The organism is Gillisia sp. Hel_I_29 (assembly GCF_000744275.1).
In the GTDB taxonomy this organism is placed as follows: Bacteria; Bacteroidota; Bacteroidia; order Flavobacteriales; family Flavobacteriaceae; genus Gillisia.
The window spans coordinates 452,442-476,803 of record NZ_JQLP01000005.1 but is presented as its reverse complement, the minus strand read 5'-3'; the positions used below and the strand labels follow the sequence as shown (position 1 = coordinate 476,803).

The 24,362-nt window shown below is 34.5% G+C and carries 23 protein-coding genes; 13 read left to right on the top strand and 10 right to left on the bottom strand.

The annotated features are described in order from the left end of the window. Positions 1-18: 18 nt before the first annotated feature. Positions 19-147, top strand: a complete 129-nt coding sequence (locus P163_RS18720; protein WP_262489655.1) for a hypothetical protein — start codon at positions 19-21, stop codon at positions 145-147. A 2-nt stretch (positions 148-149) separates the two neighbouring features. Continuing rightward, positions 150-284 (top strand): 30S ribosomal protein THX, encoded by a 135-nt coding sequence (locus P163_RS18115; protein WP_081891310.1) that lies wholly within the window; start codon positions 150-152, stop codon positions 282-284. A gap of 18 nt (positions 285-302) precedes the next feature. Here the strand turns inward: P163_RS18115 and P163_RS07170 are convergent, their stop codons facing one another. The 5 genes from P163_RS07170 to P163_RS07150 all read right to left on the bottom strand — a co-directional run bounded on the left by P163_RS07170 (position 303) and on the right by P163_RS07150 (position 7,260). Beyond that, positions 303-962, bottom strand: coding sequence for a uracil-DNA glycosylase family protein (locus P163_RS07170; protein WP_034894066.1), 660 nt, complete (start codon positions 960-962; stop codon positions 303-305). 39 nt (positions 963-1,001) lie between these two features. Further along, positions 1,002-4,451 (bottom strand): pyruvate carboxylase, encoded by a 3,450-nt coding sequence (locus tag P163_RS07165; RefSeq protein WP_034889088.1) that lies wholly within the window; start codon positions 4,449-4,451, stop codon positions 1,002-1,004. A gap of 154 nt (positions 4,452-4,605) precedes the next feature. After that, positions 4,606-5,367 (bottom strand): peroxide stress protein YaaA, encoded by a 762-nt coding sequence (yaaA, locus tag P163_RS07160; protein WP_034889087.1) that lies wholly within the window; start codon positions 5,365-5,367, stop codon positions 4,606-4,608. Positions 5,368-5,582: 215 nt separating this feature from the next. Beyond that, entirely contained in the window at positions 5,583-6,641 is a 1,059-nt protein-coding gene (locus P163_RS07155; protein ID WP_034894063.1) for an RluA family pseudouridine synthase, read from the bottom strand. Then, complete coding sequence (locus P163_RS07150; protein ID WP_034889085.1) at positions 6,628-7,260, bottom strand: PASTA domain-containing protein; 633 nt, start codon at positions 7,258-7,260, stop codon at positions 6,628-6,630. The genes P163_RS07155 and P163_RS07150 overlap by 14 nt, the downstream gene beginning before the upstream one ends. A gap of 101 nt (positions 7,261-7,361) precedes the next feature. Between P163_RS07150 and P163_RS07145 the strand changes: the two genes are divergently transcribed. Together P163_RS07145 and coaD are read left to right on the top strand one after the other, a co-directional pair. Continuing rightward, positions 7,362-8,339 (top strand): D-alanine--D-alanine ligase, encoded by a 978-nt coding sequence (locus P163_RS07145; protein ID WP_034889083.1) that lies wholly within the window; start codon positions 7,362-7,364, stop codon positions 8,337-8,339. Positions 8,340-8,419: 80 nt separating this feature from the next. Further along, positions 8,420-8,869 carry a pantetheine-phosphate adenylyltransferase gene (coaD, locus tag P163_RS07140; protein WP_034889081.1) on the top strand — a complete coding sequence of 150 codons (450 nt, stop codon included), beginning with the start codon at positions 8,420-8,422 and terminating at the stop codon, positions 8,867-8,869. 26 nt (positions 8,870-8,895) lie between these two features. Here coaD and P163_RS07135 read toward each other — a convergent pair whose 3' ends face one another. Then, the gene (locus tag P163_RS07135; RefSeq protein WP_034894060.1) at positions 8,896-11,187 is read right to left on the bottom strand and encodes a TonB-dependent receptor family protein; all 2,292 of its coding nucleotides are present in this window, start codon (positions 11,185-11,187) and stop codon (positions 8,896-8,898) included. Between the two features lie 4 nt (positions 11,188-11,191). Continuing rightward, on the bottom strand, positions 11,192-12,469 hold the full coding sequence (locus P163_RS07130) for a PQQ-dependent sugar dehydrogenase (protein ID WP_034889079.1): 1,278 nt from the start codon (positions 12,467-12,469) through the stop codon (positions 11,192-11,194). Positions 12,470-12,636: 167 nt separating this feature from the next. Here P163_RS07130 and P163_RS07125 point away from each other — a divergent pair, with 167 nt between their 5' ends. After that, positions 12,637-14,388: a M14 family metallopeptidase gene (locus P163_RS07125; RefSeq protein ID WP_034894057.1), complete on the top strand. Its 1,752-nt coding sequence runs from the start codon at positions 12,637-12,639 to the stop codon at positions 14,386-14,388. Here the strand turns inward: P163_RS07125 and P163_RS07120 are convergent. Further along, positions 14,356-14,979 (bottom strand): NUDIX hydrolase, encoded by a 624-nt coding sequence (locus P163_RS07120; protein WP_034889077.1) that lies wholly within the window; start codon positions 14,977-14,979, stop codon positions 14,356-14,358. The genes P163_RS07125 and P163_RS07120 overlap by 33 nt on opposite strands. Before the next feature lie 7 nt (positions 14,980-14,986). Here P163_RS07120 and pyrE point away from each other — a divergent pair, with 7 nt between their 5' ends. Together pyrE and P163_RS07110 are read left to right on the top strand one after the other, a co-directional pair. Next, entirely contained in the window at positions 14,987-15,628 is a 642-nt protein-coding gene (gene pyrE / locus P163_RS07115; protein WP_034889075.1) for an orotate phosphoribosyltransferase, read from the top strand. 1 nt (position 15,629) lies between these two features. Next, positions 15,630-16,019, top strand: coding sequence for an orotate phosphoribosyltransferase (locus P163_RS07110; RefSeq protein ID WP_034889073.1), 390 nt, complete (start codon positions 15,630-15,632; stop codon positions 16,017-16,019). Here the strand turns inward: P163_RS07110 and P163_RS07105 are convergent. Beyond that, entirely contained in the window at positions 16,016-16,747 is a 732-nt protein-coding gene (locus P163_RS07105) for a biotin--[acetyl-CoA-carboxylase] ligase (protein WP_034894054.1), read from the bottom strand. The two genes, P163_RS07110 and P163_RS07105, sit on opposite strands and share 4 nt — an antisense overlap. A gap of 95 nt (positions 16,748-16,842) precedes the next feature. Between P163_RS07105 and rsfS the strand changes: the two genes are divergently transcribed. From rsfS to P163_RS07075, 6 genes are all read left to right on the top strand, one after another. After that, positions 16,843-17,214 (top strand): ribosome silencing factor, encoded by a 372-nt coding sequence (gene rsfS / locus P163_RS07100; RefSeq protein WP_034889071.1) that lies wholly within the window; start codon positions 16,843-16,845, stop codon positions 17,212-17,214. A gap of 17 nt (positions 17,215-17,231) precedes the next feature. Then, entirely contained in the window at positions 17,232-19,244 is a 2,013-nt protein-coding gene (gene ftsH, locus P163_RS07095; RefSeq protein ID WP_034889069.1) for an ATP-dependent zinc metalloprotease FtsH, read from the top strand. Positions 19,245-19,342: 98 nt separating this feature from the next. Beyond that, on the top strand, positions 19,343-19,954 hold the full coding sequence (locus tag P163_RS07090) for an LUD domain-containing protein (RefSeq protein WP_034889066.1): 612 nt from the start codon (positions 19,343-19,345) through the stop codon (positions 19,952-19,954). 3 nt (positions 19,955-19,957) lie between these two features. Continuing rightward, entirely contained in the window at positions 19,958-20,761 is an 804-nt protein-coding gene (locus P163_RS07085; protein WP_034889064.1) for a phosphatidate cytidylyltransferase, read from the top strand. Next, a complete protein-coding gene (locus P163_RS07080; RefSeq protein ID WP_034889061.1) occupies positions 20,751-21,401 on the top strand; it encodes a phosphatidylserine decarboxylase family protein in 651 nt (216 codons plus the stop codon). The genes P163_RS07085 and P163_RS07080 overlap by 11 nt, the downstream gene beginning before the upstream one ends. Before the next feature lie 9 nt (positions 21,402-21,410). Further along, complete coding sequence (locus P163_RS07075; RefSeq protein ID WP_034889059.1) at positions 21,411-21,677, top strand: acyl-CoA-binding protein; 267 nt, start codon at positions 21,411-21,413, stop codon at positions 21,675-21,677. Positions 21,678-21,719: 42 nt separating this feature from the next. On the opposite strand, the gene P163_RS07070 is transcribed toward P163_RS07075, so the two are convergent. Continuing rightward, the gene (locus tag P163_RS07070) at positions 21,720-24,350 is read right to left on the bottom strand and encodes a valine--tRNA ligase (RefSeq protein WP_034889057.1); all 2,631 of its coding nucleotides are present in this window, start codon (positions 24,348-24,350) and stop codon (positions 21,720-21,722) included. Between the last annotated feature and the right edge of the window lie 12 nt (positions 24,351-24,362).

Sequence of the window (24,362 nt, the reverse complement as noted above, 5' to 3'; positions counted from 1 at the left end):
TAATAAACTCAACTAGTTATGGAAAAGAAATTTGAAAGAAAAGAGGAACAAAAAAATCCTACGAATCTAACCGGAAATAGAAATATCGAAACAAATAAAGTTGATATTGATGATAAAACCATCAAAGAACAACAAAATAAAAAATAATAATGGGTAGAGGCGATAAGAAAACGAAACGTGGAAAAATTGCACTTGGAACTCACGGAAAATTGAGACCAAAAAGAAAAAAATTTAAAGTAAAACCTACTACGCTTGCAGATCAGGATAAAAGAGAACTTCAATAGTTTTAAAGTTCTTTTCTATTAAAAGTACCCTTTATATTGTAAAACCCTGAAATCAATAGTATTGAATTCAGGGTTTTGCTTTTTCATCTTTTTATAAAGATCCATTCCGCCAACTGCTCTATTTGCAGAACCTGAAGGAGCGGTTAAAGAAACTGTATTTATCAATCTTCCATCCAGCAAGAATTGATGAATTCTCGGTACTTCTTTAGAAATGAATTTTAACTTAATATCTGGGTAACTATCTTTTAAATGTCTTCTAAAGAAATATTCGGGTCCGTTCTTGCTATTTCCTCCTGTAAATAAGAGGGTTTCAACATTTTTATTTTCTCTTAAAATACTTATCATATCTCTAAGTTCCGGATATTGCATTCCGAGATCTGATGCGTCTATTTTATCTCTCCTACTACTTTCTACAACATCGCATATACCAATCTTTTCTCTATTCAAGAATTCTTTTCTTTGCAAAACAGCTTCAGCAGTATTTTCAAATTTAAGATCAAGATCGAATAATTTATTCAGAATTGGCCAAAGGAGACCATCTCTGCTGCCATAGCAAAAATCTACATCTCCTTCTTTAAGTTCTCCAGTTGTGAATCTTGGTGGTGGTAAGGTTCCAACTATTAATTTTTTGGCTCCCTTCGGAATAAATTTTCCGTAAGGATGTTGATGATGAAACATTTCCTCCTTCTTCATATCTTCAATTCTACTCACTAAAGTTTATTTCATAACCACTACCAGATCATCCGAGAATACCATTAATCCTTCTTTTAGCACTACATGACTCACTTCTCCTTCTGAATGAGCAGTAATAGTAGTTTCCATTTTCATAGCTTCAATAATAAATAAAGGCTCGTTCTTTTTAACCTTCTGACCAGGTTTTACCAAAATTGTAGAAAGTGATCCCTGTAATGGGGCACCTATTTCCTTTTCGTTATTCTTATCTATTTTTTGATGAACAACCTTTTCTACTTTAATAGATTTATCCTGAACTTGAACAGCTCTTGTTTGTCCGTTTACCTTGAAGAAAACATCTACCATACCATCGCTATTAGCTTCTCCAGCAGATAATAACTGAATCAATAAGGTTTTTCCTTTATCCATTTCTACGATGATCTCCTCACCAGGCTCTAACCCATAGAAGAAATTTTTAGTTGGAATGCTAAGCACATTTCCGTATTCTTTGTGATGATTATAAGCATCTGTATATACCTTTGGATATAATTTATAAGAAAGGAAATCTGTAATATCTAGTTTTCTACCCATTCCCTCACCAAAAGTATTTTCGAATTCTTTAAATTCTTCTTCGAAATTTATAGGTTCCATATGCGCATTTGGTCGTTCTGTATATGGTTTTTCATCTTTTAGAACGATCTTCTGAATCTTCTCCGGAAAACCACCTACAGGTTGCCCAAGATCTCCTTTAAAGAAACTCTTCACAGATTGTGGAAAAGAAATATTTTCACCTCTTTCCAATACATCTTCAATAGTAAGATTATTACTCACAAGATATTGCGCCATATCTCCAACCACTTTTGAGCTTGGTGTAACTTTAATAATATCGCCAAAAAGATCATTCACCTTAGAATACATTTGGGTGATCTCATAGAATCTATCTGAAAGTCCTAAAGATTCAGCCTGTGGTTTCAAATTAGAATACTGTCCGCCGGGAATTTCATTTTTATAAACATCGGCAGATCCAGCTTTAAGTCCGCTTTCAAAAGGATAATAATAACTTCTGGTAGCTTCCCAATAATGAGAATATTCGTTTAGTTTGTCCATATCAAAATCTGCAGCGCGACTCTGGAATTTCATCATTTCTACTATAGAGTTGAAATTTGGCTGCGATGTTAAGCCGGAAAGTCCACCTAAAGCAACATCTACTACATCTACGCCCGCTTCTATAGCTTTTAGATATGTTGCCGCCTGAATGGATGAAGTATCGTGTGTGTGAAGGTGTATAGGTATATTGATCCTTGATTTTAACGCGTAGATCAATTCTTCTGCTGCATAAGGTTTTAAAATACCAGCCATATCTTTAATTCCAAGAATATGAGCACCGGCATCTTCCATTTGTTTTGCTAAAGACACATAATACTCTAAAGTATATTTAGTATTACTAATATCTAAAATGTCTCCTGTATAACATATAGAAGCCTCTGCTAATCCTCCTGTAGTTTCTCTTACATATTTAATGCATGGTTCTATAGATTTCATCCAGTTCAAAGAATCGAAAATTCTAAAAACATCTACGCCATTTTCCCAAGATTCGGTAACAAATCTTTCAATTAAATTATCTGGATAAGCGGTATAACCAACACCATTAGAACCTCTTAACAACATTTGCAACAATACATTTGGCATTGCTTCTCGAAGCATTCTTAATCGCTCCCAAGGATTTTCTTTTAAAAATCTTAAGCAAACGTCAAATGTAGCACCGCCCCAAACTTCCATACTAAAAATGTTGGAATGATTTTTTGCGAAACCTTCTGCAACCTTCATCATATCATGAGTTCGCATTCTGGTTGCCAATAAACTTTGATGCGCATCTCTCATGGTAGTGTCTGTGAATTTCACTTCATTTTGATGCCTTAACCAACGTGAGAATTTTTCAGGACCATATTCTGTAAGAAGATCTTTTGTTCCTTTTGGATATGCTCCATATTCATCGAACTTTGGAACTTTCGGAATTAAGAACTTTTTATTGTGATCTACTACCTTTACATCCGGATTTCCATTTACAGTGATATCGCCTAAGAAGTTCACTAGTTTAGTAGCTCTATTCCTAGTTTCTTTTATTTTGAAAAGCTCCGGATTGTCTTTTATAAAATTAACGGTAACCTTCCCTTCTCGAAAAGTTGGATGTGCTAGAATATTGTCTAGAAAAGCCATATTGGTCATTACCCCTCGCACTCTAAATTCTGCCAGCGCTCGTCTCATTTTTCTGCAAGCACCGTCTAAAGTTCTACTACTAGCTGAAACTTTTACTAGCATAGAATCGAAAAATGGAGAAATAGTAACCCCTTGATAAACACTACCCGCATCTAATCTAATTCCGAATCCGGAGGCACTTCTATACGTGGTTATGGTACCATAATCTGGTTTAAAATCGTTGCTTGGATCTTCTGTGGTTATTCTACATTGAAGCGCATATCCATTGATTTTTACGCTATCCTGATTTCCAATTTTTATTTGTTCATCGCTTAATTTATATCCTCCCGCAATGAATACTTGAGTTTTTACAAGATCAATATTGGTAATGATCTCTGTAACGGTATGCTCTACTTGAATTCTTGGATTTACCTCGATAAAGAAGATCTGTCCATCTTCCACTAAAAATTCCACAGTTCCTATATTATTATAGTTTACTGCGCCGCATATTTTTAATGCATAATCATATAACTTCTCTTTAGTATCCTGATCTAAGCCTAAAGAAGGAGCAAATTCTATTACTTTTTGATACCTGCGTTGCACCGAACAATCCCGCTCAAATAGGTGCACCATGTTACCATGATTATCTGCAACAATTTGAATTTCTATATGCTTTGGATTTTCAACAAATTTCTCAATAAATACGGTATCATCTCCAAAGGCATTTCCAGCTTCTCTTTTAGATTCTGGAAAAGCAGATCTTAATTGCTCTTCATCTCTAATAACACGCATTCCTCTACCTCCACCTCCGGAAGCAGCTTTTAGCATTACAGGATATCCAATTCTTTTGGCTTCTATTACCGCGGTTTCAATATTATTAAGCTCTTCTTTATTGCTTTCTATAATTGGAACATTATTGGCAACCGCCACCTCTTTGGCTTTTACTTTATCTCCTAAAGATTTTAAAACTGAAACTTTTGGTCCGATAAAAATGATGTCGTTATCTTCACAGGCTTGAGCGAATTCAGCATTTTCTGATAAAAAACCGTATCCGGGATGAATGGCATCTACACCATTCTTTTTAGCAATTTGAACAATTGCCTTTATATTTAAATAAGGTTTAAGCGGATCGTTGTCTTCACCAATCTGGTAAGATTCATCTGCTTTATAGCGATGGAGAGAATATCTGTCTTCAAAGGTATAAACACCAACAGTTTTAAGACCAATTTCTGTACAAGCCCTAAATATTCTGATGGCAATTTCTCCTCTATTCGCTACTAAAACCTTTTTTATTTTCATTATAAGATGACTATTTATGTTAAAAAAATAAGATTTTGAAAGTTATTAAAATAATAGCTGATACAATAATATTTATAGGGCTTTACACCTATTAAATTGTTAAAATAAAAAAACCACCAAAATGGTGGTTTTAAAATCTAAAATTAAAATTATCTTATCTAGTAAAGACTAACTCTTTATCATTTGGAGATTCATTCTCGCTATATCTATACCCTTCATAATCAAAAGATTTTAGCTGCTCTATGGTTTCTACATCTTTATCTATAATATATCTAACCATAGCTCCTCTTGCTTTCTTTGCAAAAAAACTAATGATCTTCAACTTTCCATTCTTAAGATCTTTAAAAACAGGCGTAATAACTTCTGCCTTTAATTTTTTAGCAGCTACCGCTTTAAAATATTCATTACTAGCAAGATTTATAAAAAGCTCATTCTCCTCCATCTCCTTATTTAAACTATCTGTAATTTTAGTCTGCCATACTTCATAAAGAGTATCATTTCTTTCTATTCCAATAGAAGTTCCCATCTCCAGTCTATAAGGTTGCATAAGATCTAGCGGTCTTAAGATACCATATAGCCCAGAAAGAATTCTTAATTTATTTTGTAATGCATCTAACTTCTCTGATGGGATGGTATATGCATCTAAACCTGAATACACATCACCATCAAAAGCATACATTGCGGGGCGGGAATTTTCTTTGGTATGATCTTCTTGAAAATCTTTATATCTGCCATAATTTAGATCTGCCAGTTTCTCACTGATGCTCATCAAGTCCATCAACTCATTTTTGGTTTGGCGAGATAGCTTTTTATTAATCTTAATAGTGGTATCCAAAAACTGAGGTTGCGTTCCTCTTGTAGTTGGGAGTTTACTTTCAAAATCTAGACTTTTAGCGGGTGATAGTACAATTTTCATAGAATGCTTTTAAATAAAAAAAATGCTATTAATATGCGTTGCACAAAAATAGCATTGTAATAGTAAGTTTTCAAGCCTGAAATTTATTCATTTTCAATACGGCTATTGATGAAAGTTATTTGCGTGAGGGATTGAGGCTTTGTTGGAGCTCTACCGATCTTATATCGGGAAGCGACTGCCGAAAACCCGACCCCAATTTTTATTGGGGGCACGCCCTACTCCTCGTCTATAAAATCTTTCTGATTCTTAGAATAATTACGCCATTTCTCTATGCACTTTGTCATATCTTCTGGTATTTCAGAATCAAAACTCATCCATTCTTGTGTAACAGGATGAACAAAGCCCAAAGTTTTTGCATGTAGTGCCTGGCGAGGTAAGATCTTGAAACAATTATCTACAAACTGTTTATATTTTGTAAAGGTAGTACCCTTCAGAATTCTCTCGCCCCCATAGCGCTCATCATTAAATAAGGTGTGCCCAATAAATTTCATGTGCACTCTTATCTGGTGAGTCCTACCGGTTTCTAACTTACAAGAAACCAAGGTTACGTAACCAAAACGTTCCAACACTTTAAAGTGAGTAACTGCAGGTTTTCCTTCGTTTTCCTGGTCTCCTATATAAACTGTGTTTTGTAATCTATTCTTTGGATGCCTTCCAATATTTCCTTCTATAACTCCTTCTTCTTCCTCGATATTACCCCATACCAATGCCACGTATTCTCTAGAACTCGTTTTCTTAAAGAACTGCTTGGCAAGATGCGTCATCGCTGTTTCTGTTTTAGCAATAACCAAAAGTCCGCTGGTATCTTTATCTATTCTGTGCACCAAACCAGGTCTTTCGCTACTGTTATTAGGCAGATTATCTATATGAAAAATCAAGGCATTAATAAGGGTGCCACTATAATTTCCGTGACCTGGATGCACCACCATTCCTGCTGGTTTATTAATCACCATTAAAGAATCATCTTCGTAAACTATGTTTAGAGGAATATCTTCTGGAGTAAGTAAAAATTCATATGGAGGATGCTCGAACATTACCTGCACTACATCTCCCGGTTTTACTTTGTAATTTGATTTTACTACTACGCTGTTCACATAGATATTTCCATCTTTCGCCGCCTTCTGAATTTTATTTCTGGTAGCATTCTCGATGTAATTCATCAAATATTTATCTACGCGTAAAGGTTGTTGCCCCTTGTCTGCAGTAAATTTATGATGTTCGTAAAGATCATCGTCCTGAGTTTCTAATTCTGGATCTGTATTAGAATTCGTCATTTTCATCTATTTGTGTTGCAGGTTCTTCCACGTTTAAAGTATCATCTTCATCAGTAGAACCTGAATAATATCCAGAGCCATCTCCAAGAACCAGATCTATTACAGAAGTTTTCATTAATTCTGTACCTGGTTTTAGCAATGCTCCCTTATGTCTTAATTCTAGAACAGCATCTTTAGCGATGTCTGGCTTATATGTTACATCTCCTATGGTAAAACCTAAAGATCTTAAAGTAGGTTCTGCTTGGCGTCTGGTTCTTCTAATAAGATCTGGCACCTCAATTTTTCTATACCCCGAAGGATTCAAATTTATATAGATCTTTCTATTTTCCTTTACAAACTTTCCTGCAAGGGGCACTTGGTCTATTACAGAGTACCTAGGATAATCTGGGTTAAAGTTAGCAGAATCTAAGATCTCATAACGAAGATCTAATTCTTCTAATTTAGTTTCTACCTTATCCAAAGATAACTTTGCAAGATCCGGAACCTCGATTCGCTGATCTTGATTTGTAGATAGGTCTAACCATTTCATAGTTAGAAAAGCTAGTACCACAAGTACTATTACGGCAAGCACCAATTGAATTACAAAGGTCTTGCTGAAGATAAATTTAAATAGGCCCATAGATTCTTAATAATACGCAAAGATATAAAAACGCCACGGTTTTGGTAGCACTCTGGAATAGTCATATTTTTGTAAACGTAAATCAAGCAGTATTATTTAATATGAAGAAAAAAGTTGCCATCGCTATGGGCGGGTTTTCGAGTGAATATCGTATTTCTATTAACAGTGGAAATGTAGTTTACAAAAATCTGGATCGTAATTTATATGAACCTTATCGCGTTCATATCATGCAAAATGAATGGTTTGTAATTGCAGATAACGATACTCCTTACCCCATAAACCGCAGCGACTTTACTGTAAAAATTAATGATACTACCATTGCTTTTGATTGCGTTTTTAACACAATTCATGGAACTCCGGGTGAAAATGGATTGCTACAGGCCTATTTAGAACTTGTAGGAATTCCACAAACTTCTTGTGATTTCTATCAGGCTGCTCTTACTTTTAATAAAAGAGACCTTATTAGCGTTATTAAACCCTACGGAATAGATACTGCTGCCAATTATTTTCTGAATAAAGGTGATGATGTTGATACAAACGAGATCATTGAGGCAGTAGGGCTACCTTGTTTTGTAAAAGCTAATAAAGCTGGAAGCAGTTTTGGGATTACAAAGGTAAAACATGAAAATGAAATAGAGCAGGCTATTCAAACTGCTTTCAAAGAAGATGATGAGATCATTATAGAATCTTTTCTAGATGGTACAGAAGTTTCTGTTGGAGTAATTACATACAAAGGTGAGATCTTGGCATTACCGGTTACGGAGATCGTCTCAGAAAACGAGTTCTTTGATTATGAAGCTAAATATTTGGGGAAATCTGAAGAAATTACACCTGCAAGAATATCAGACGAGCAGACAGAAAAAGTACAAGAGCTCGCTAAGCATATTTACCGAAAATTAAAAATGAAAGGTTTTACGAGATCAGAATTTATTTTTCATAACAATGAACCTCATTTTATTGAAATGAATACTACGCCGGGATTAAGTGAAGCCAGTATTTTACCTCAACAAGCAGAAAAAGCGGGTATTAGTTTAAAAGAGCTTTTTGGAAGCGCTATAGAAACGGCACTAAAATCTTAATTTCATTATATTTGAGTAAACTCGGGTGCACTTCATTTTTTGATGTGTCAGTTAAAATAAGAAATAATAAATCTTAAGCGATGAAAAAAGCGGTCTTTCCTGGATCTTTTGATCCTGTTACTTTAGGACATACAGATATTATAGATAGAGCCTTGCCGCTTTTTGATGAGATTATTCTTGCTATTGGTGTAAATGCCGATAAAAAATATATGTTCTCTTTAGAAGACCGAGTTAAATTCTTAGAAAACACTTATAAGAATGAACCTAAAATAAAAGTAAAAACGTACAAAGGGCTTACTGTAGACTTTTGTAAAGCTGAAAATGCTGCTTTTATTTTAAGAGGACTTAGAAATACAGTAGACATGGAATTTGAAAAAACTATAGGCCAGGCAAATTTTAAAATGTCTGGTATTGAAACCCTCTTTCTGATCTCCTCATCTGGAAAAGGATTTATATCCTCCAGCGTAGTGAGAGACATCAGAAAGAATGGAGGGGATTATTCTTTTATGGTTCCCGAAGCCGTTGAATAGAAAATTAAAAAACACTGAATTTCTTTCTAAAACTGATATTTAAAACCTAATCCACCAAAATAATTTCTCGGATTACCCGGATAGTAAGATCTTGGAGCTTGTCCTCCAAAACCTACTGCATTCGGTAATATGCTGGAAGCATATTTCTCATCTAAGATATTATTGACCCCTGCATTAAAAGAAATATTCCAATTATTAGCAATCATAAAATTATAGCTCGCTTTAAAATTTAGAAGTTGATAATTGTCTGAGTAATCAGAATTAGCATCATTCAGGGGAATTTCTCCTACCGCTAAATAATTTGCATGAATACTTAAGCTTTTCTTATAAAGTAGATCTACCCCAAGATTAACGGTGCTTTTTGGAACTCCAGGCAATCTATTTCCTGAATACTCTATATCAGAATCAATAAACTTATCAAATCTGAAAAAATTTAAACTACCATTTAGATATGGATTTACAGTAATATCCCTTTTAAGATCTATTCTATAATTCGCTTGAAATTCAATTCCGTTATGATCTGTTTTTCCAACATTTGCACCAACATATCTATCTTCTGCTACGCGCTCTGCCACCAGTAGATCTTCCACTTGTATGGAGTAAAAACTTATTTGCGTATACAACCTGTTCTTCAGCCAATTCCCTTTAAAACCAATCTCATAATTTACACCGGTTTCTGGTTGAAGATCTGTGTTTATAGCGCCATCTGGCGTCAAGGTTTCAGCCACAGTTGGGTTAGAAAATCCATGACTAATAGAAGCATAAAGATTCTTATTGCTGTTCAATTCAAATAGAACTGCCACTCTGGGAGAAAAAATTGTTTTAAAACTATAATCTCCTGTTTGGTCTACAGTGTCTCCCTCGAAAAGATCTGTAAGTTTATAATTAGTAGTATTTAAATTAAAACCAGATTCTAAGTTCCATCTATCAGAAAGCTCTAAATTAAGCTGAGCAAAAAAATTGGCGTATTGCCTATCCTGATCATTCTTATTAATAACCACACCCTGAATGCTACCCAAATTTTCAAAATCTCTATATAAATTCTGATAATTAGAGATCTCATACCATTCTTTATAATAAGCAATTCCAAAGCTAAGTTCAGATGGAAGTTTAAAGATTTCAGACTCAAAGTTAAACTTGGTCCTGAATCCGGTAGCAATTCTATTTTCCTCTAAAATATCAAAAGGACGAGGTTCATAGGCGTCTCTAAAATTTACAAAAACACTAGAAGTATTCTTTAGATTTTGAGAAAATGAATGTTCGTAAGACACTCCAAACATCCCTCGATCGTATGATTCGTAACCCTGTGAGGCTTTCCATGTAAAGGCAGCAGAAGTTGGGTTGTTAAGATAATCTGAATAATTTATAGAACTTGGAATAAATGCTTTTAGTTGTGTGAAATTTGCAAGAATATTCAGATGGTCATTTTCGGTAATCTTCAATCCGTAATTTAAAAATCCGGAGCTCCTCCTATATTTTCCATTATCTCGGTATCCATCAGACCTTAGATCGCTAAAATTTACAAATATTGATGACCTTTTAGACCCTATTCCCGCAGATATAGTGTTCTTATTTAAGTTATAACTACCAAAAAGACTCTCTACCTTGAGGTTCGAATACTCCTCACCAATACTTTTACCATACAGATTGATTGCACCTCCCAAGCCTGCTCCATATAAACTTGAGGCCGGACCTTTTATAATTTCGATACTTGAAATGGTCTCTGCATCAAAATCATCTAAAGTGAGCTCTCCCTCTCCCGTAGTAAGTGGAATCCCCTCAAAATAAGCCTGAATTCTATTAGTACTATACTGTGATCTGCTTCCAATACCACGAATGTTTAATTTGTTGGTATTCAAAGCACCTTGATTGGCATATACTCCAGGAATCGTATTGAAAATTTGAACGAGATTTGAGGCATCTACTCTTTCTAGATCTTTAGAAGAAATCACATCTACTGCACCTGGAAAGTTTAAGGTCTTAGTCTCAATTAATGAGCTGCGCACCAATACTTCCACTAGCATTTCGGCTGCTGAACTTAAATAGAGAATATTACTTTTATCATCTTTCGACAATTTTGTTTGAAGATCATTATAATTTAGAGCGTTAATGGTTACTAATAATGGTAACGCTTCCTCTTCAATAAAAAAGATACCATTGGCATTCGTATTTGCAATTAAAGAATCAAGCCTATTAAAAACTGTAGCGTTCTTAATAGGCTTAGACGTATTATTATCTAAAATTTTGAATTCTATTTTTTGAGCTTGAATAGCTATACTAAACAGCAAAAATACGAATAGAATAAGATGTTTCTTCAAATTTCTAATTTTGTACAGATACTCTCCAAACAATTCCAGAGTCGTCATCATTTACTAAAAGTGACCCATCTGGCAGCGTAGTTACTCCTACAGGTCTACCATAAACTTCTTCATTAGCATCATCTGCAATGAAACCGGTAAGGAAATCTTCTGGTTGTCCAGGTTTACCATTTTCGAAAGGAATGAAAACCACTTTATATCCAGAAAAAGGTTGTCTATTCCAAGACCCATGTTGCCCTACAAAAGCTCCGTTTATATATTTTTCAGGAAATTGTTTACCATTATAAAAAGTGAATCCTAAAGATGCAGTATGAGGCCCAACGGGTACATCTGGAATTATAGCGGCATTTACAAGATCTGTATGCGGATCATCTTCCCACCTTGGATCTTTTATAGAGCCAAAATAGGAATAAGGCCATCCATACCATCCGCCTTCTTTTACACTGGTTACGTAGTCTGGAACCAGATTATTTCCTAGTTTATCTCTTTCATTTACAGCTGTCCACAGTTCTCCGGTAATGGGATTCCAATCCATTCCAACCGGATTTCTTATTCCACTAGCATATATTTTCTCACCAGAGCCATCTAAATTCACCTCTAAAATATTAGCTCTACGCACCTCTTTATCCATTCCATACTCTCCTGCATTACTGGCAGAACCTACAGATATATAAATTTTAGATTTATCTTTTTTAGTAATAATATTTCGAGTCCAATGATTATTATAACCTCCAGCCGGCAATCCCACTAACTTTTCTCCTTTTTTGGTGATCTTGGTATCCCCTTCATTATACGGATATCTATAAAGTCCGTCTGTATTAGCCACATAAAAATAATTATCTATCACTAACATTCCAAATGGAGAATTAAGATCTTCCATAAAAATGCCACGCGTATCTGGAACCCCATCTTGATCTTTATCTCTTAGGATAGTTATTCTATTTGCGCTATTCTTAGTATCGCTCTCTACCACGAAAATATCATTATTTGGAGCTACATAGGTCCACCTAGGACTTTTAAATCCATCTGCAAATCGCTCTACTTTAAAACCTTCAGGCGCTTTTGGGGTAGTACCTTCTGGCCAATTTACAAGCTTACTTACCTTGGCTACAGATTTAGATGCATATGGAGCTGGCAACTCTAACGTCCCAATTTGTGTAATTACCTTATCTCCAGGCTGCTTTCCCAATGCTGCTTTTCTGTCTTCAGATAGCTCTTTCACCTGTGCATTCATCTGAAATACAGATGCAACAAGAAGACTGCTTAATATGATCTTTCTCATAGAAATTAAATTTTTTGATAAATATAATCGTTAAGAAAGGCTACTGAAAATATTAATATTAGATTGGGTTTACTTTAACTATTTGCTAACCAAAATTTTGAATTTTATTTGTTTTGGCGACCTTATCAGTTTTGAGTAAGTTTACACCCTTAATTGGCATGTCTTTTATGAGAAATACACTTATAGCACTAATTGCAATTTTTTGCTTGGCATCTTGTGACTTATCAAAATATAAATTGGTAAAAGAATACGATCTAGAAACCAGATTTGAAAAATCTAAAGGCACAGAAACTGCTACTTACTCAGAGGTTATTGCCTTTTATGATCAGTTACAAGAAGCTTACCCTTCTATTCAAGTAAAAGAATATGGAACTACAGATAGCGGAGAACCTTTAAGATTGGTATTATTTAGCCCATCTGAAGATTTTGATATCGACAATTTAAGAGCTAATAATACAATCATACTTATAAACAATGGTATTCACCCAGGGGAAAGTGATGGTATAGATGCCACAATGATGTTATTTAGAGATCTTGCTCAAGACTCTATTCAGGTTCCTAAAAATACAGTACTCGCCACCATTCCTGTGTATAATATTGGAGGTGCATTAAATAGAAATACTACAAGCAGAACCAATCAAAACGGACCTTTATCTTATGGTTTTAGAGGAAATGCTCGTAATTTCGACCTTAATAGAGATTTCATCAAATCTGATACAAAGAACACCAGAAGCTTTGCAGAGATATTCCACGCAATAAATCCTGATATTTTTGTAGATACTCACGTAAGTAATGGTGCAGACTATCAATACACCCTAACTCATTTATTTACACAACATGATAAATTAGGCGGAGAATTAGGAGCCTATTTACATGAGAGTATGATGCCATCATTAGAAGCATCTTTATGGGAACATGACTGGGATATTACACCGTATGTAAATGTTTATAATGAAGTGCCAGAAAAAGGATTTACACAATTTATGGACAGTCCAAGATATTCTACAGGTTACGCTACGTTATGGAATACTTTAGGTCTTATGATCGAAACGCATATGCTTAAACCTTATAAAAAAAGGGTTACAGGAACTTATAGAGCACTTCAATCTATTATAGACATCGCAGAAAGAGACCGAGCTCAAATTAAAGATCTTAGAGATAAAGCTGATAGAAAATATCTTACAGAAAGATGGTATCCCACAAATTTTAAAGTTGATAGTACCAAGATTTCTAAACTACAGTTTAAAGGTTATGAAGGAAATACTATCGAAAGTGAAGTAACTAATGGAAAGAGATTGCAGTACGATAGAAAGAAACCATTTACAAAAGAAATAGATTACTATAACAATTATGTAGCTACAGAAAAGATAGAGATCCCCAGAGCATATGTAATACCCCAAGGTTGGTGGAATGTTATTGATATATTAAAGAGCAACAATGTAGAAATACTGAAATTGCCTAAAGACACTACCATTTACGTTGAAAAATATAGAATAGAAGATTATAAAACCTATAGCAATGCTTATGAAGGGCATTACCCCCATTCCAACACAACAGTCTCTAGCGTAACAGATAGCGTAAGATTTAGAAAGGGTGATATTTACATCAGCACTTTTCAACCTGCAGTGAGGTATTTAATAGAAACATTAGAACCAACTACAGTAGATTCTTTCTTCAATTGGAATTTCTTTGATAGTATCCTTCAGCAGAAAGAAGGATTTTCGCCGTATGTATTTGAAGATATCGCCAAAGACCTATTAGAAAGCAATCCAAGCCTAAAAGAAGAATTTATTCAAAAGCAAAAATCCGACAAGGAATTTGCCCAAGACAGTATGATGCAATTAGACTGGTTGCATAAAAAATCTAGTAATTATGAATCTTCACATTTAAGCTACCCTGTCTTTAGGGTGGGTCGTTAAATATTCTTTAGGAAACAACAACTTAATATTAGCGTAAGATTTAGTGAGTGCTTTTTGAGATTTTGCAAAGTTCTTCCATTTCACTTTCTTAATACCTTCTTCATTTTCTGGAATTAGCTCTCCTTTAAAAGATGAATGCATTTCGTACCAGTGGGTAACTTTTAGCTTATATTTTTCTTTACGTTTAAAAATGTGATAGGTTTTACGCAAAAATCTGGTAATCTCTAGATCTTGAACACCGGTTTCTTCCATTACTTCTCGAATAGCAGACTCTTCTAAAGTTTCATTCTTTTCAGTTTTTCCCTTAGGAAGATCCCAACGCTTGTTTCTGTAAATAAAGAGAATTTCCTTATTATCATTAAACACCATTCCACCCGCAGCAGTAACTACCGGTAATTTTTTAAGAAGATGTTTCAGAAGTTTTTCTTCGTTGTCGTGATAGAGATTTACATACAACAGTTCGCCATCACTAATTTTCTCAATTATAGATTTCAATTTCACCGTTTTAATGGGAAAAGAAGAATAATTTTCACCAATATCCTTTTTAGTAGATAGAATTATTGGAATATCATTTACAAAAACTTTATACATTTGCAGTATGATTTTAAATAAAGAAACAGCAATTAAAACTGCCGAATTGCTTTTGCAAATTAAAGCAATTAAATTAGAACCACAACAACCTTTTACTTGGGCTAGTGGTTGGAAGTCTCCAATCTATTGTGATAATAGAATTGTGCTCTCCTACCCTCCCATCAGAAATTACATTAGAGAAAATTTTGCCAGACAGATTGAAGAGTTATATGGCAAACCCGATGTTATTGCTGGTGTAGCAACCGGTGCTATTGGAATTGGAATGTTGGTGGCAGAGATCATGAATCTTCCTTTTGTATATGTTAGGCCAGAAGCAAAAGGTCATGGCAGAAAAAATCAGATTGAAGGTCAGTTAGAAAGTGGCCAAACGGTAGTTGTAATAGAAGATCTGGTAAGTACCGGAAACAGCAGCTTGAATGCTGTTAAGGCACTTAAAGAAGCAAAAGTTACCATTAAAGGAATGCTCTCTATTTTTACGTATGGATTTGCTATTGCTGAAGAAAACTTCAAAAGAGAAAATATAGAATTTTATTCTCTAAGCAGTTATGATTATTTGATTGATACCGCATTAAAAACAAATTATATTAACGCTACGGAAGCCGAAACTTTAAAGACTTGGCGTCAAGATCCTGGCAACTGGAAACCATAAAATGAATTTAGAAAGCCCAAAAGTAAGTACTAGAAAAAGTCAGCAAGAAATGTTTGACTTTTTGAGTAATGTTGAAAATTATGAGCAAATAATGCCAGAAAATATGCAGAAGTTTGAAGTAAAATCTTCAGATACTTTTCTATTTTCTTTAAAAGGAATGCCAGACATTGCTCTAAAGATAAAAGAAACTAAAGAGCCAGAATTGGTAGTGCTTGGTTCTACTTCAGATAAATTTGATTTTACCTTGGAGGCAAATATAGAACCAGCTGCAGATGGAAGTAATGTTCAACTTCAATTCAATGGCAAATTCAATGCAATGATGGCAATGATGGTTAAAGGGCCACTAACAAAATTCATTAACGTGCTATCAGAAAATATTAGCAAGCTTTAATATAGCAATTTGAGTTGTTTCAGCTCAAAGGTTTGAACTACTTCATCCTCCACTTTAACTTTTAATAGTCCGGTGGAGGTTATACCCAAAATTATTCCCGTTAAATAATCTCCAGAAGGCAATAGAAAAGTGGACACCTTATCTTTTCTGAACAACTCTCCTTCATATTTTCTCAAGATTTCTATATGAGATTGAGATTTAAGATCTTCTAGCATTTGTTCCAATTCTACCAAGATATATTTAAGAACTTCATCGGTTGGAAAATCATTCCCAGCTATTAATTTTAAGGAGGACGCTTGTGGAAGATCCTGAAAAAAAGTTTGATTCACATTAAGTCCAATTCCTATTATAGATGCTCCAATGCTGCCATTTACTAAGATGTTTTCTATAAGAATACCGCCAATCTTATAATTGCCTGCCAATATGTCGTTGGGCCATTTTAATTTAAGTGAAAAAATATTCAACTTCTTTAAGGCGTCTAGAAGCGCTAAACCAACTGCGGCACTTAGTGCAAACTGCGCTGCAACATCTATTGGAGGATTAGGAAATATTACGCTAAAAGTAAGATTCTCACCCGCATTAGAAACCCATCCGGCACCACGTTGGCCCCTACCCGCAGACTGTTCAAAAGCTGTGATACAAACTGCTTCTTCATTTTTATTAGATTGATACCATTCCCTTGCTAAAGAATTGGTAGATTGGGTGGCACTAACTTTGATAATACGCATATACGTAAGTGGACTAGATTTAGGAGTTAAATGTTCTGTTAACAGTCCCTTAAAAAGACTAAAAAGTAATAACTTTGCGTAAAGAAATAAATTTAATGGCAAATAAAGAAACGAACAACGATCAACTTATCGCTCAAATATTAAAAGGAATTGAAGAGGTTAAAGGAAATAACATTGATATTCTAGATTTAAGAGAAATTGAAAATACAGTTTGTGACTATTTTATTATCTGTAATGGTACTTCCAATACACAGGTAAACGCCATAGTAAACTCCGTACAGAAAACCGTTAGTAAGGCGCTACAAGACAAACCATGGCATATTGAAGGAAGTGATAATGCAGAATGGGTTTTGATGGACTATGTTAATGTTGTGGTACATGTTTTCCAAAAACACATAAGAGAATACTATGACATTGAAAGTCTATGGGGTGATGCTAAGGTAACCTCAATTCAAACAAATTATTAAAAATTAATTAAGTAAGAATGGCGAAGAAGCAACCAAGTAAAGCAGAACCTAAGAAGCCTAAATTTAGTGCTTATTGGATTTATGCAGCTATCATTATAATCTTTATAGGTCTTAACTATTTTGGAGGAGGAGGATTCTCTGAACCATCAAAGACAAATCCTGCAGAGTTTGAAACTTTCTTGAAAGATGGTGATGTTAAGAAAGTAGTAATAGTAAACAGAAATCAAGCTAATGTTTATTTAACTAAAGAGGCTCAAAATAAAGATGTTCATAAAAAAGCTACAGAAAATGAGCTTTTTGAAACTGGTGAAACTCCAGCCTATAGTTTTGAATTTGGAGATCTTCAAAATTTCGAAAATAAGATTCAAGGTTTAAAGAGTGAATATAATTTAGATACCATTGTTACTTATAATACTCAAACCAATGTTTGGGGAGATATATTAATAACCTTATTACCTTTTATTTTAATAATTGGTATCTGGATATTCATCATGAAAAAGATGAGTTCTGGTGGAGGTGGAGGTCCTGGCGGACAGATCTTCAATATTGGAAAATCTAAAGCCAAATTATTTGATCAAAATACCGATGTAAAGACATCTTTTAAAGATGTTGCTGGATTAGAAGGTGCAAAAGAGGAGATACAGGAAATTGTAGATTTTCTAAAAACTCCAGAAAAATACACTGCTTTGGGAGGTAAAATTCCAAAAGGAGCCTTATTAGTAGGTCCTCCGGGAACGGGTAAGACCTTATTAGCAAAAGCAGTTGCAGGAGAAGCGAAAGTTCCGTTTTTCTCTCTATCAGGTTCAGATTTCGTCGAGATGTTTGTTGGGGTTGGTGCTTCTAGAGTACGTGATCTATTCAAGCAAGCTAAAGACAAATCGCCATCTATTATTTTTATAGATGAAATAGATGCAATAGGTAGAGCTCGTGGAAAAAGCAATATGTCTGGATCTAATGATGAGCGAGAAAATACACTAAACCAGCTGTTGACAGAAATGGATGGTTTTGGAACCAATACTAATGTTATAGTAATTGCTGCTACGAACCGTGCCGATGTTTTAGATAAAGCATTAATGCGTGCCGGACGTTTTGACCGTCAGATTTACGTAGATCTTCCAGATGTTAGAGAGCGTAAAGAGATCTTTGAAGTTCATCTTCGTCCAATTAAAAAAGTGGCAGACGAGCTAGATATCGATTTCCTTGCTAAACAAACTCCTGGATTTTCTGGAGCAGATATTGCAAATGTTTGTAATGAAGCTGCACTTATTGCTGCGAGAAAAGGTAATAAAGCTGTAGGGAAACAAGATTTCCTAGATGCTGTAGATAGAATAGTTGGTGGTCTTGAGAAGAAAAATAAGATCATTACTCCAGATGAGAAAAAAGCAATTGCTTATCACGAAGCTGGACATGCTACTGCAAGTTGGATGCTAGAACACGCAGCTCCATTAGTAAAAGTAACTATAGTACCTAGAGGTCAATCTCTTGGAGCGGCATGGTATTTACCAGAAGAAAGACTAATTGTTCATCCAGAACAGATGTTAGATGAAATGTGTGCTGCATTAGGAGGTAGAGCTGCAGAAAAAGTTATTTTTAATCGTATTTCTACCGGTGCATTAAGCGATCTTGAGAAAGTAACAAAACAAGCTCGTGCTATGGTAACTATCTATGGGTTGAATGATAAGATAGGAAACCTAACTTTTTATGATTCCAGTGGACAAAACGAATATAACTTCAGCAAACCTTACAGTGAAAAAACTGCTGAGCTTATAGACCAGGAAGTTTCAAATCTAATTGAAACACAATACCAAAGAGCTATAGACCTTTTGGAAACCAATAAAGATAAGCTATCTCAATTAGCAGATATTTTATTAGAGAAAGAAGTGATCTTTAAAGATGATCTACAAAAGATTTTCGGAAATAGACCTTTCCCTGAAAAGGAAGAAGTTCCATTGATTGCTAAGAAAGCTACGGACGAAACATTCCCTTCAGAAGAATCAGAAATACCAACAGATTCTTCTATCAATAATTAATTTTATTATATAAAGTAAAAAGTCTTAATTTGATGTAACGTTAAATTAAGATTTTTTACCTTTGGTTAACGTGCCATAAATAATCCCTAAAACTCAATATGAGTCTATTTAGAAAATTTCTAAATCCTAAATCTAAATCAGACAAAGGTCAGGACATTCCAGAGAATGCTGATCGTGGGAAATATATGCCTGATGTTAAGCTACCAACCGATGAGCGATTTATGCTCAACTTTAAAAATAACGGTGGAAAATTCTTGTATTGCGAGAATGATGAAGAAGTGTTGCAGGCATTTGATAATATATTATTGGAGAACGATTGGTATGAACAAGAATCTTGCTGTTTTGACGAAAACTTAATTAATAAGTTCGATCAATTCAATCTTGAATTCAATAGATCAGGAAATTCTTCTTTTTTTCTGTCTACTTGTGAATATCTTATTGCTAATGATGGATCAATTCTTATTTCTTCTAATCAGATAAAAGAAGCTAAACTTAATGATCTTCCATCAAATTTTATCATCTTAGCCTCTACAAGTCAGCTAGTTGACACTATCGGAGAAGGTCTAAGAGGGATCAAGTTCAACAATAAAGAACGTATTCCTACCAACATCACTACTATAAAAAGTTTTGAAACTCAAACAGAAGAAGATTTTATGAGCTATGGAAGTAGCACAAAAAACCTATATTTGCTGCTTAGGGAAGACCTGTAATTTATGAAGGAATCTATTATTCGCACTGTATCTGGGTTGTTGTACATATCCATGTTGGTAGTTTCCATACTCTCTTCAGAGCTTGTCTTTATTTCTCTATTCTTCGTTCTGGGCTTTGTATGTCTTTTAGAACTTGAAAAATTATTACACCTTAAAAGTTATGCCATCTATGCAATTCACGCATTGATATTCTATCTTTTTAGCTATTTGAAGTTTAATGCAAACGCGACTCTGCTCTTGCTTTGCATCACAATATTCGTAAATCTTTTCCTCATTAAAGATCTTCTTTTTATAAGGACAATTCCTGTTTTTGAAAAGAAGAAATATATCATTTTAATATTCTACCTATCTTCTTCCATCATATTTTTAACCCTTATCCCTACGTATACAGGAATTTTTAATCCACAGATTATTGTTGGAGTATTTGTACTTATATGGACAAACGATACCTTTGCCTATATTACAGGGAAAAATTTTGGAAAAAATAAACTGTATGAAAGAATTTCACCCAACAAAACTGTAGAAGGTTTTATAGGCGGAATGGTGTTTAGTGCTGTGGGTGGATATTGTATTTTTTACTTTACACATTACCTCAATTTTCAATTCTGGTTGGGATTAGCCATTATATTGAGTATTTTTGGAACCTTAGGAGATCTAATCCAATCTAAGTTTAAAAGACAAGCAGGAGTAAAAGATAGCGGTAAGTTAATGCCCGGTCATGGTGGTTTATTTGATAGACTGGATAGCATAATTTTCTCTAGCCCTTTTGTGTATGCTTATTTATTAATAATTAATCATGTTTCATAAAGAAGGATTTAAAATAATGACGATTGCTGCAATTTTATTTATTGCGGTTAATGTGGTGTCATACCTTTCCATAAACACTTATTGGATAAAGTTCGCTATACTCGCTGTGAGTATACTATTATTCTTATTAGTGATACAATTTTTTAGAAATCCTGCTCGCCCAACTATTTTAGATAACGCAAATGTTGTGTCTCCAGTAGATGGAAAAGTAGTAGTTATAGAAGAAGTGTTTGAAAAAGAATACTTTAAAGATAAACGTTTACAGGTTTCTATATTCATGTCTCCGTTAAATGTTCACGTTACCAGACACCCAGTGGGAGGAACTGTAAAATTTAGCAAATATCATCCCGGGAAATTCTTGGTAGCTTGGCATCCAAAATCTAGCGAAGAGAATGAAAGAACTACTGTAGTTGTAGAGAATCCAGTATTTGGAGAAGTTCTTTACAGACAAATTGCGGGAGCTATGGCTAAGAGAATTGTAAACTATGCTCAAGAAGGAGAAGAAGTTGTACAAGGAAGTGATAGTGGTTTTATTAAGTTTGGATCTCGTGTAGATGTGTTCTTACCTTTGAACACCAAAATAGATGTAAAACTTAACGATAAAGTTAAAGGAGGAGTATCTATTATTGCCTCAATTTAATACAATATAATGTCTGACATTTTAGATAAAAGATTCCTGAAGGCTTACGAAATTGCCTGTAACACTACGCTTAAATTGCCACCAGATATTATGTTGCATTTTTATGCATATTATAAAAGAGCCACCCAAAAAGATGGTTTCTATGTTCCAAGAGAAGATGAAGACATCCGGAGCGGTTTTAAGGCAAATGCCATGTTACAAGTGGAAGATCTTTCAGATACTGAAGCAAAGGCAAAATATATAGAAATGGTAGAAAAATATATAGGGGAAGTTTAACTTCCCCTATATATTTTTAAATCGATATGTTACTTTCAAAGATTATTTTAATGCCCGAAGACTTGCTTTAATAGTCTCTATTTTTGCCTGAGCATCTGCTTGCTTGGCTTTTTCTACCGCTACCACACTATCTGGCGCATTACTTACAAAACGTTCATTAGAGAGCTTCTTTTCTACAGATTTTAAGAAGCCTTGAGTATACTTAAGCTCTTCCTCTAGTTTTTTAATTTCTGCATTAACATCTATAGCACCTTCTATTGGAATAAAATATTCATTAGATCTTACTCTAAATGATAAGGTACCTTCCACTTGCTTCTCCACATACTTTAGTGTAGAAACATTTCCCATTTTCTGAATTACTGCATTGAATGTATCTGAACTATTTTCGTTGTTTAGTATATCTAAAGCTATTTGATCTTTGAAAGAGATATTCTTATCTTTCCTAATATTTCTGATTCCGGCTATAACTTCTGAAGCAACAGCAAATTCATTTATGATATTCTGATCAACTTCTGCAGCTTCTGGCCACTTAGATATTATTAAAGCTTCTTCTTTGCTTCTATTATTTAGATGCTGCCAGATCTCTTCAGAAATAAAGGGAACAAAAGGATGAAGAACTTTTAAATTATCTTCTAAAATAGTAATAACCTCATCATAAGTTTTCTTGTCTATAGCTTCCCCAAATGTTGGCTTCACCATTTCTAGTAACCAAGAACAGTAATCATCCCAGATTAACTTATAGGTAGCCATAAGAGCATCACTAATTCTATATTTAGAATAATGATCTTCAATTTCTGAAAGTACTTTTGCAAACTTAGATCTATACCAGCTTACAGCTACTTTAGAAGCTTCATTTTGCTCTTTCTCAGCATCTATTTCCCAACTATTGATTAATTTATAAGAGTTCCATATTTTATTTACAAACCCACTTCCCTGCTTACATAGATCCTCATCGAACATAAGGTCATTTCCAGCAGGAGAACTTAATAACATCCCAACTCTTACACCATCTGCACCATATTGCCCAATTAGATCTAGTGGATCTGGTGAGTTTCCTAGAGATTTAGACATCTTACGCCTTTGCTTATCTCTTACAATACCGGTTAGATACACATTCGTAAAAGGTTTCTCCCCTCTATACTCATAACCGGCAATGATCATTCTTGCCACCCAGAAAAATAAGATTTCTGGTGCAGTAACAAGATCGTTGGTTGGATAATAGTAATTGATCTCTTTATTATCTGGCTCTAGTATACCGTTAAAAACGCTCATTGGCCATAACCATGAAGAAAACCAAGTATCTAAAGCATCCTCGTCCTGCTTAAGATCTGAGATCTTCAATTCAGAATTTCCAGTTTTCTCTATAGCTTTTTCTAAAGCGCCTTGTATAGTTTCTGCAACTACAAAATCTTCTTTTCCATCTCCATAGAAAAATGCAGGAATTTGCTGTCCCCACCATAATTGACGAGAGATATTCCAATCTCGCACATTCTCCATCCAATGTCTATAAGTATTTATAAACTTCTCCGGCACAAGATTCACTTCTTTTTCCAGCACTGCATCTAATGCAGGTTGTGCTAAGTCTTTCATCTTTAAGAACCATTGATCACTTAATTTTGGTTCTATAACCGCACCAGTTCTTTCACTGGTACCCACTTTATTAATATGAGTTTCGGTCTTCACCAAAACACCTAAGTTTTCTAATTCTATTACAATAGCTTTTCTAGCATCAAACCTATCCATACCTTGATAATGCATAGCGTTGGAATTTAGAGTAGCATCATCATTTAGGATATCTATCACCTCAAGATTATGTTTTTCTCCCAACACCTTATCATTCATATCGTGTGCCGGAGTAACCTTTAAGCAACCAGTTCCAAACTCTATATCTACATATTCATCTTCAATAATAGGAATTATTCTATTTACCAATGGCACGATAGCTTTCTTCCCTCTTAGATGTGCAAAACGCTCATCATTAGGATTGATACAAATAGCAGAATCACCTAAAATAGTTTCTGGTCTTGTGGTAGCTATAGTAACTAGTTCATCGCTACCTTCTACCCTATATTGCAGATAATATAAATTTCCTTGTTTTTCCTGATAGATCACCTCTTCATCAGAAAGGGTAGTTTTAGCTTCTGGATCCCAGTTAACCATACGATACCCTCTATAGATCATACCCTTTTCATAAAGATCTACAAAGACTTTTATTACAGAGGCAGACATATTCTCATCCATAGTAAATTTAGTACGCTCCCAATCACAAGAAGCTCCTAATTTCTTTAGCTGTTCTAAAATAATACCTCCATGCTTATGCGTCCAATCCCAAGCATGCGTTAAGAACTCTTCTCTATTAAGATCATTCTTGTCTATTCCCTCAGATTTTAATTTAGCAACCACCTTTGCTTCTGTAGCTATAGAAGCATGGTCTGTTCCTGGTACCCAACAAGCATTGAAACCTTTAAGTCTGGCTCTTCTAATTAGAACATCTTGCAACGTATTATTTAACATATGGCCCATGTGCAATACTCCCGTAACATTTGGTGGTGGAATTACAATGGTATATGGTGTTCTTTCATCTACTTCAGAATGAAAATACCCATTATCCATCCAGTATTTATACCATTTGTCTTCAACCTGCTTTGCATCGTATTTCTGAGATATTGCCATCTTTGGTCTAAT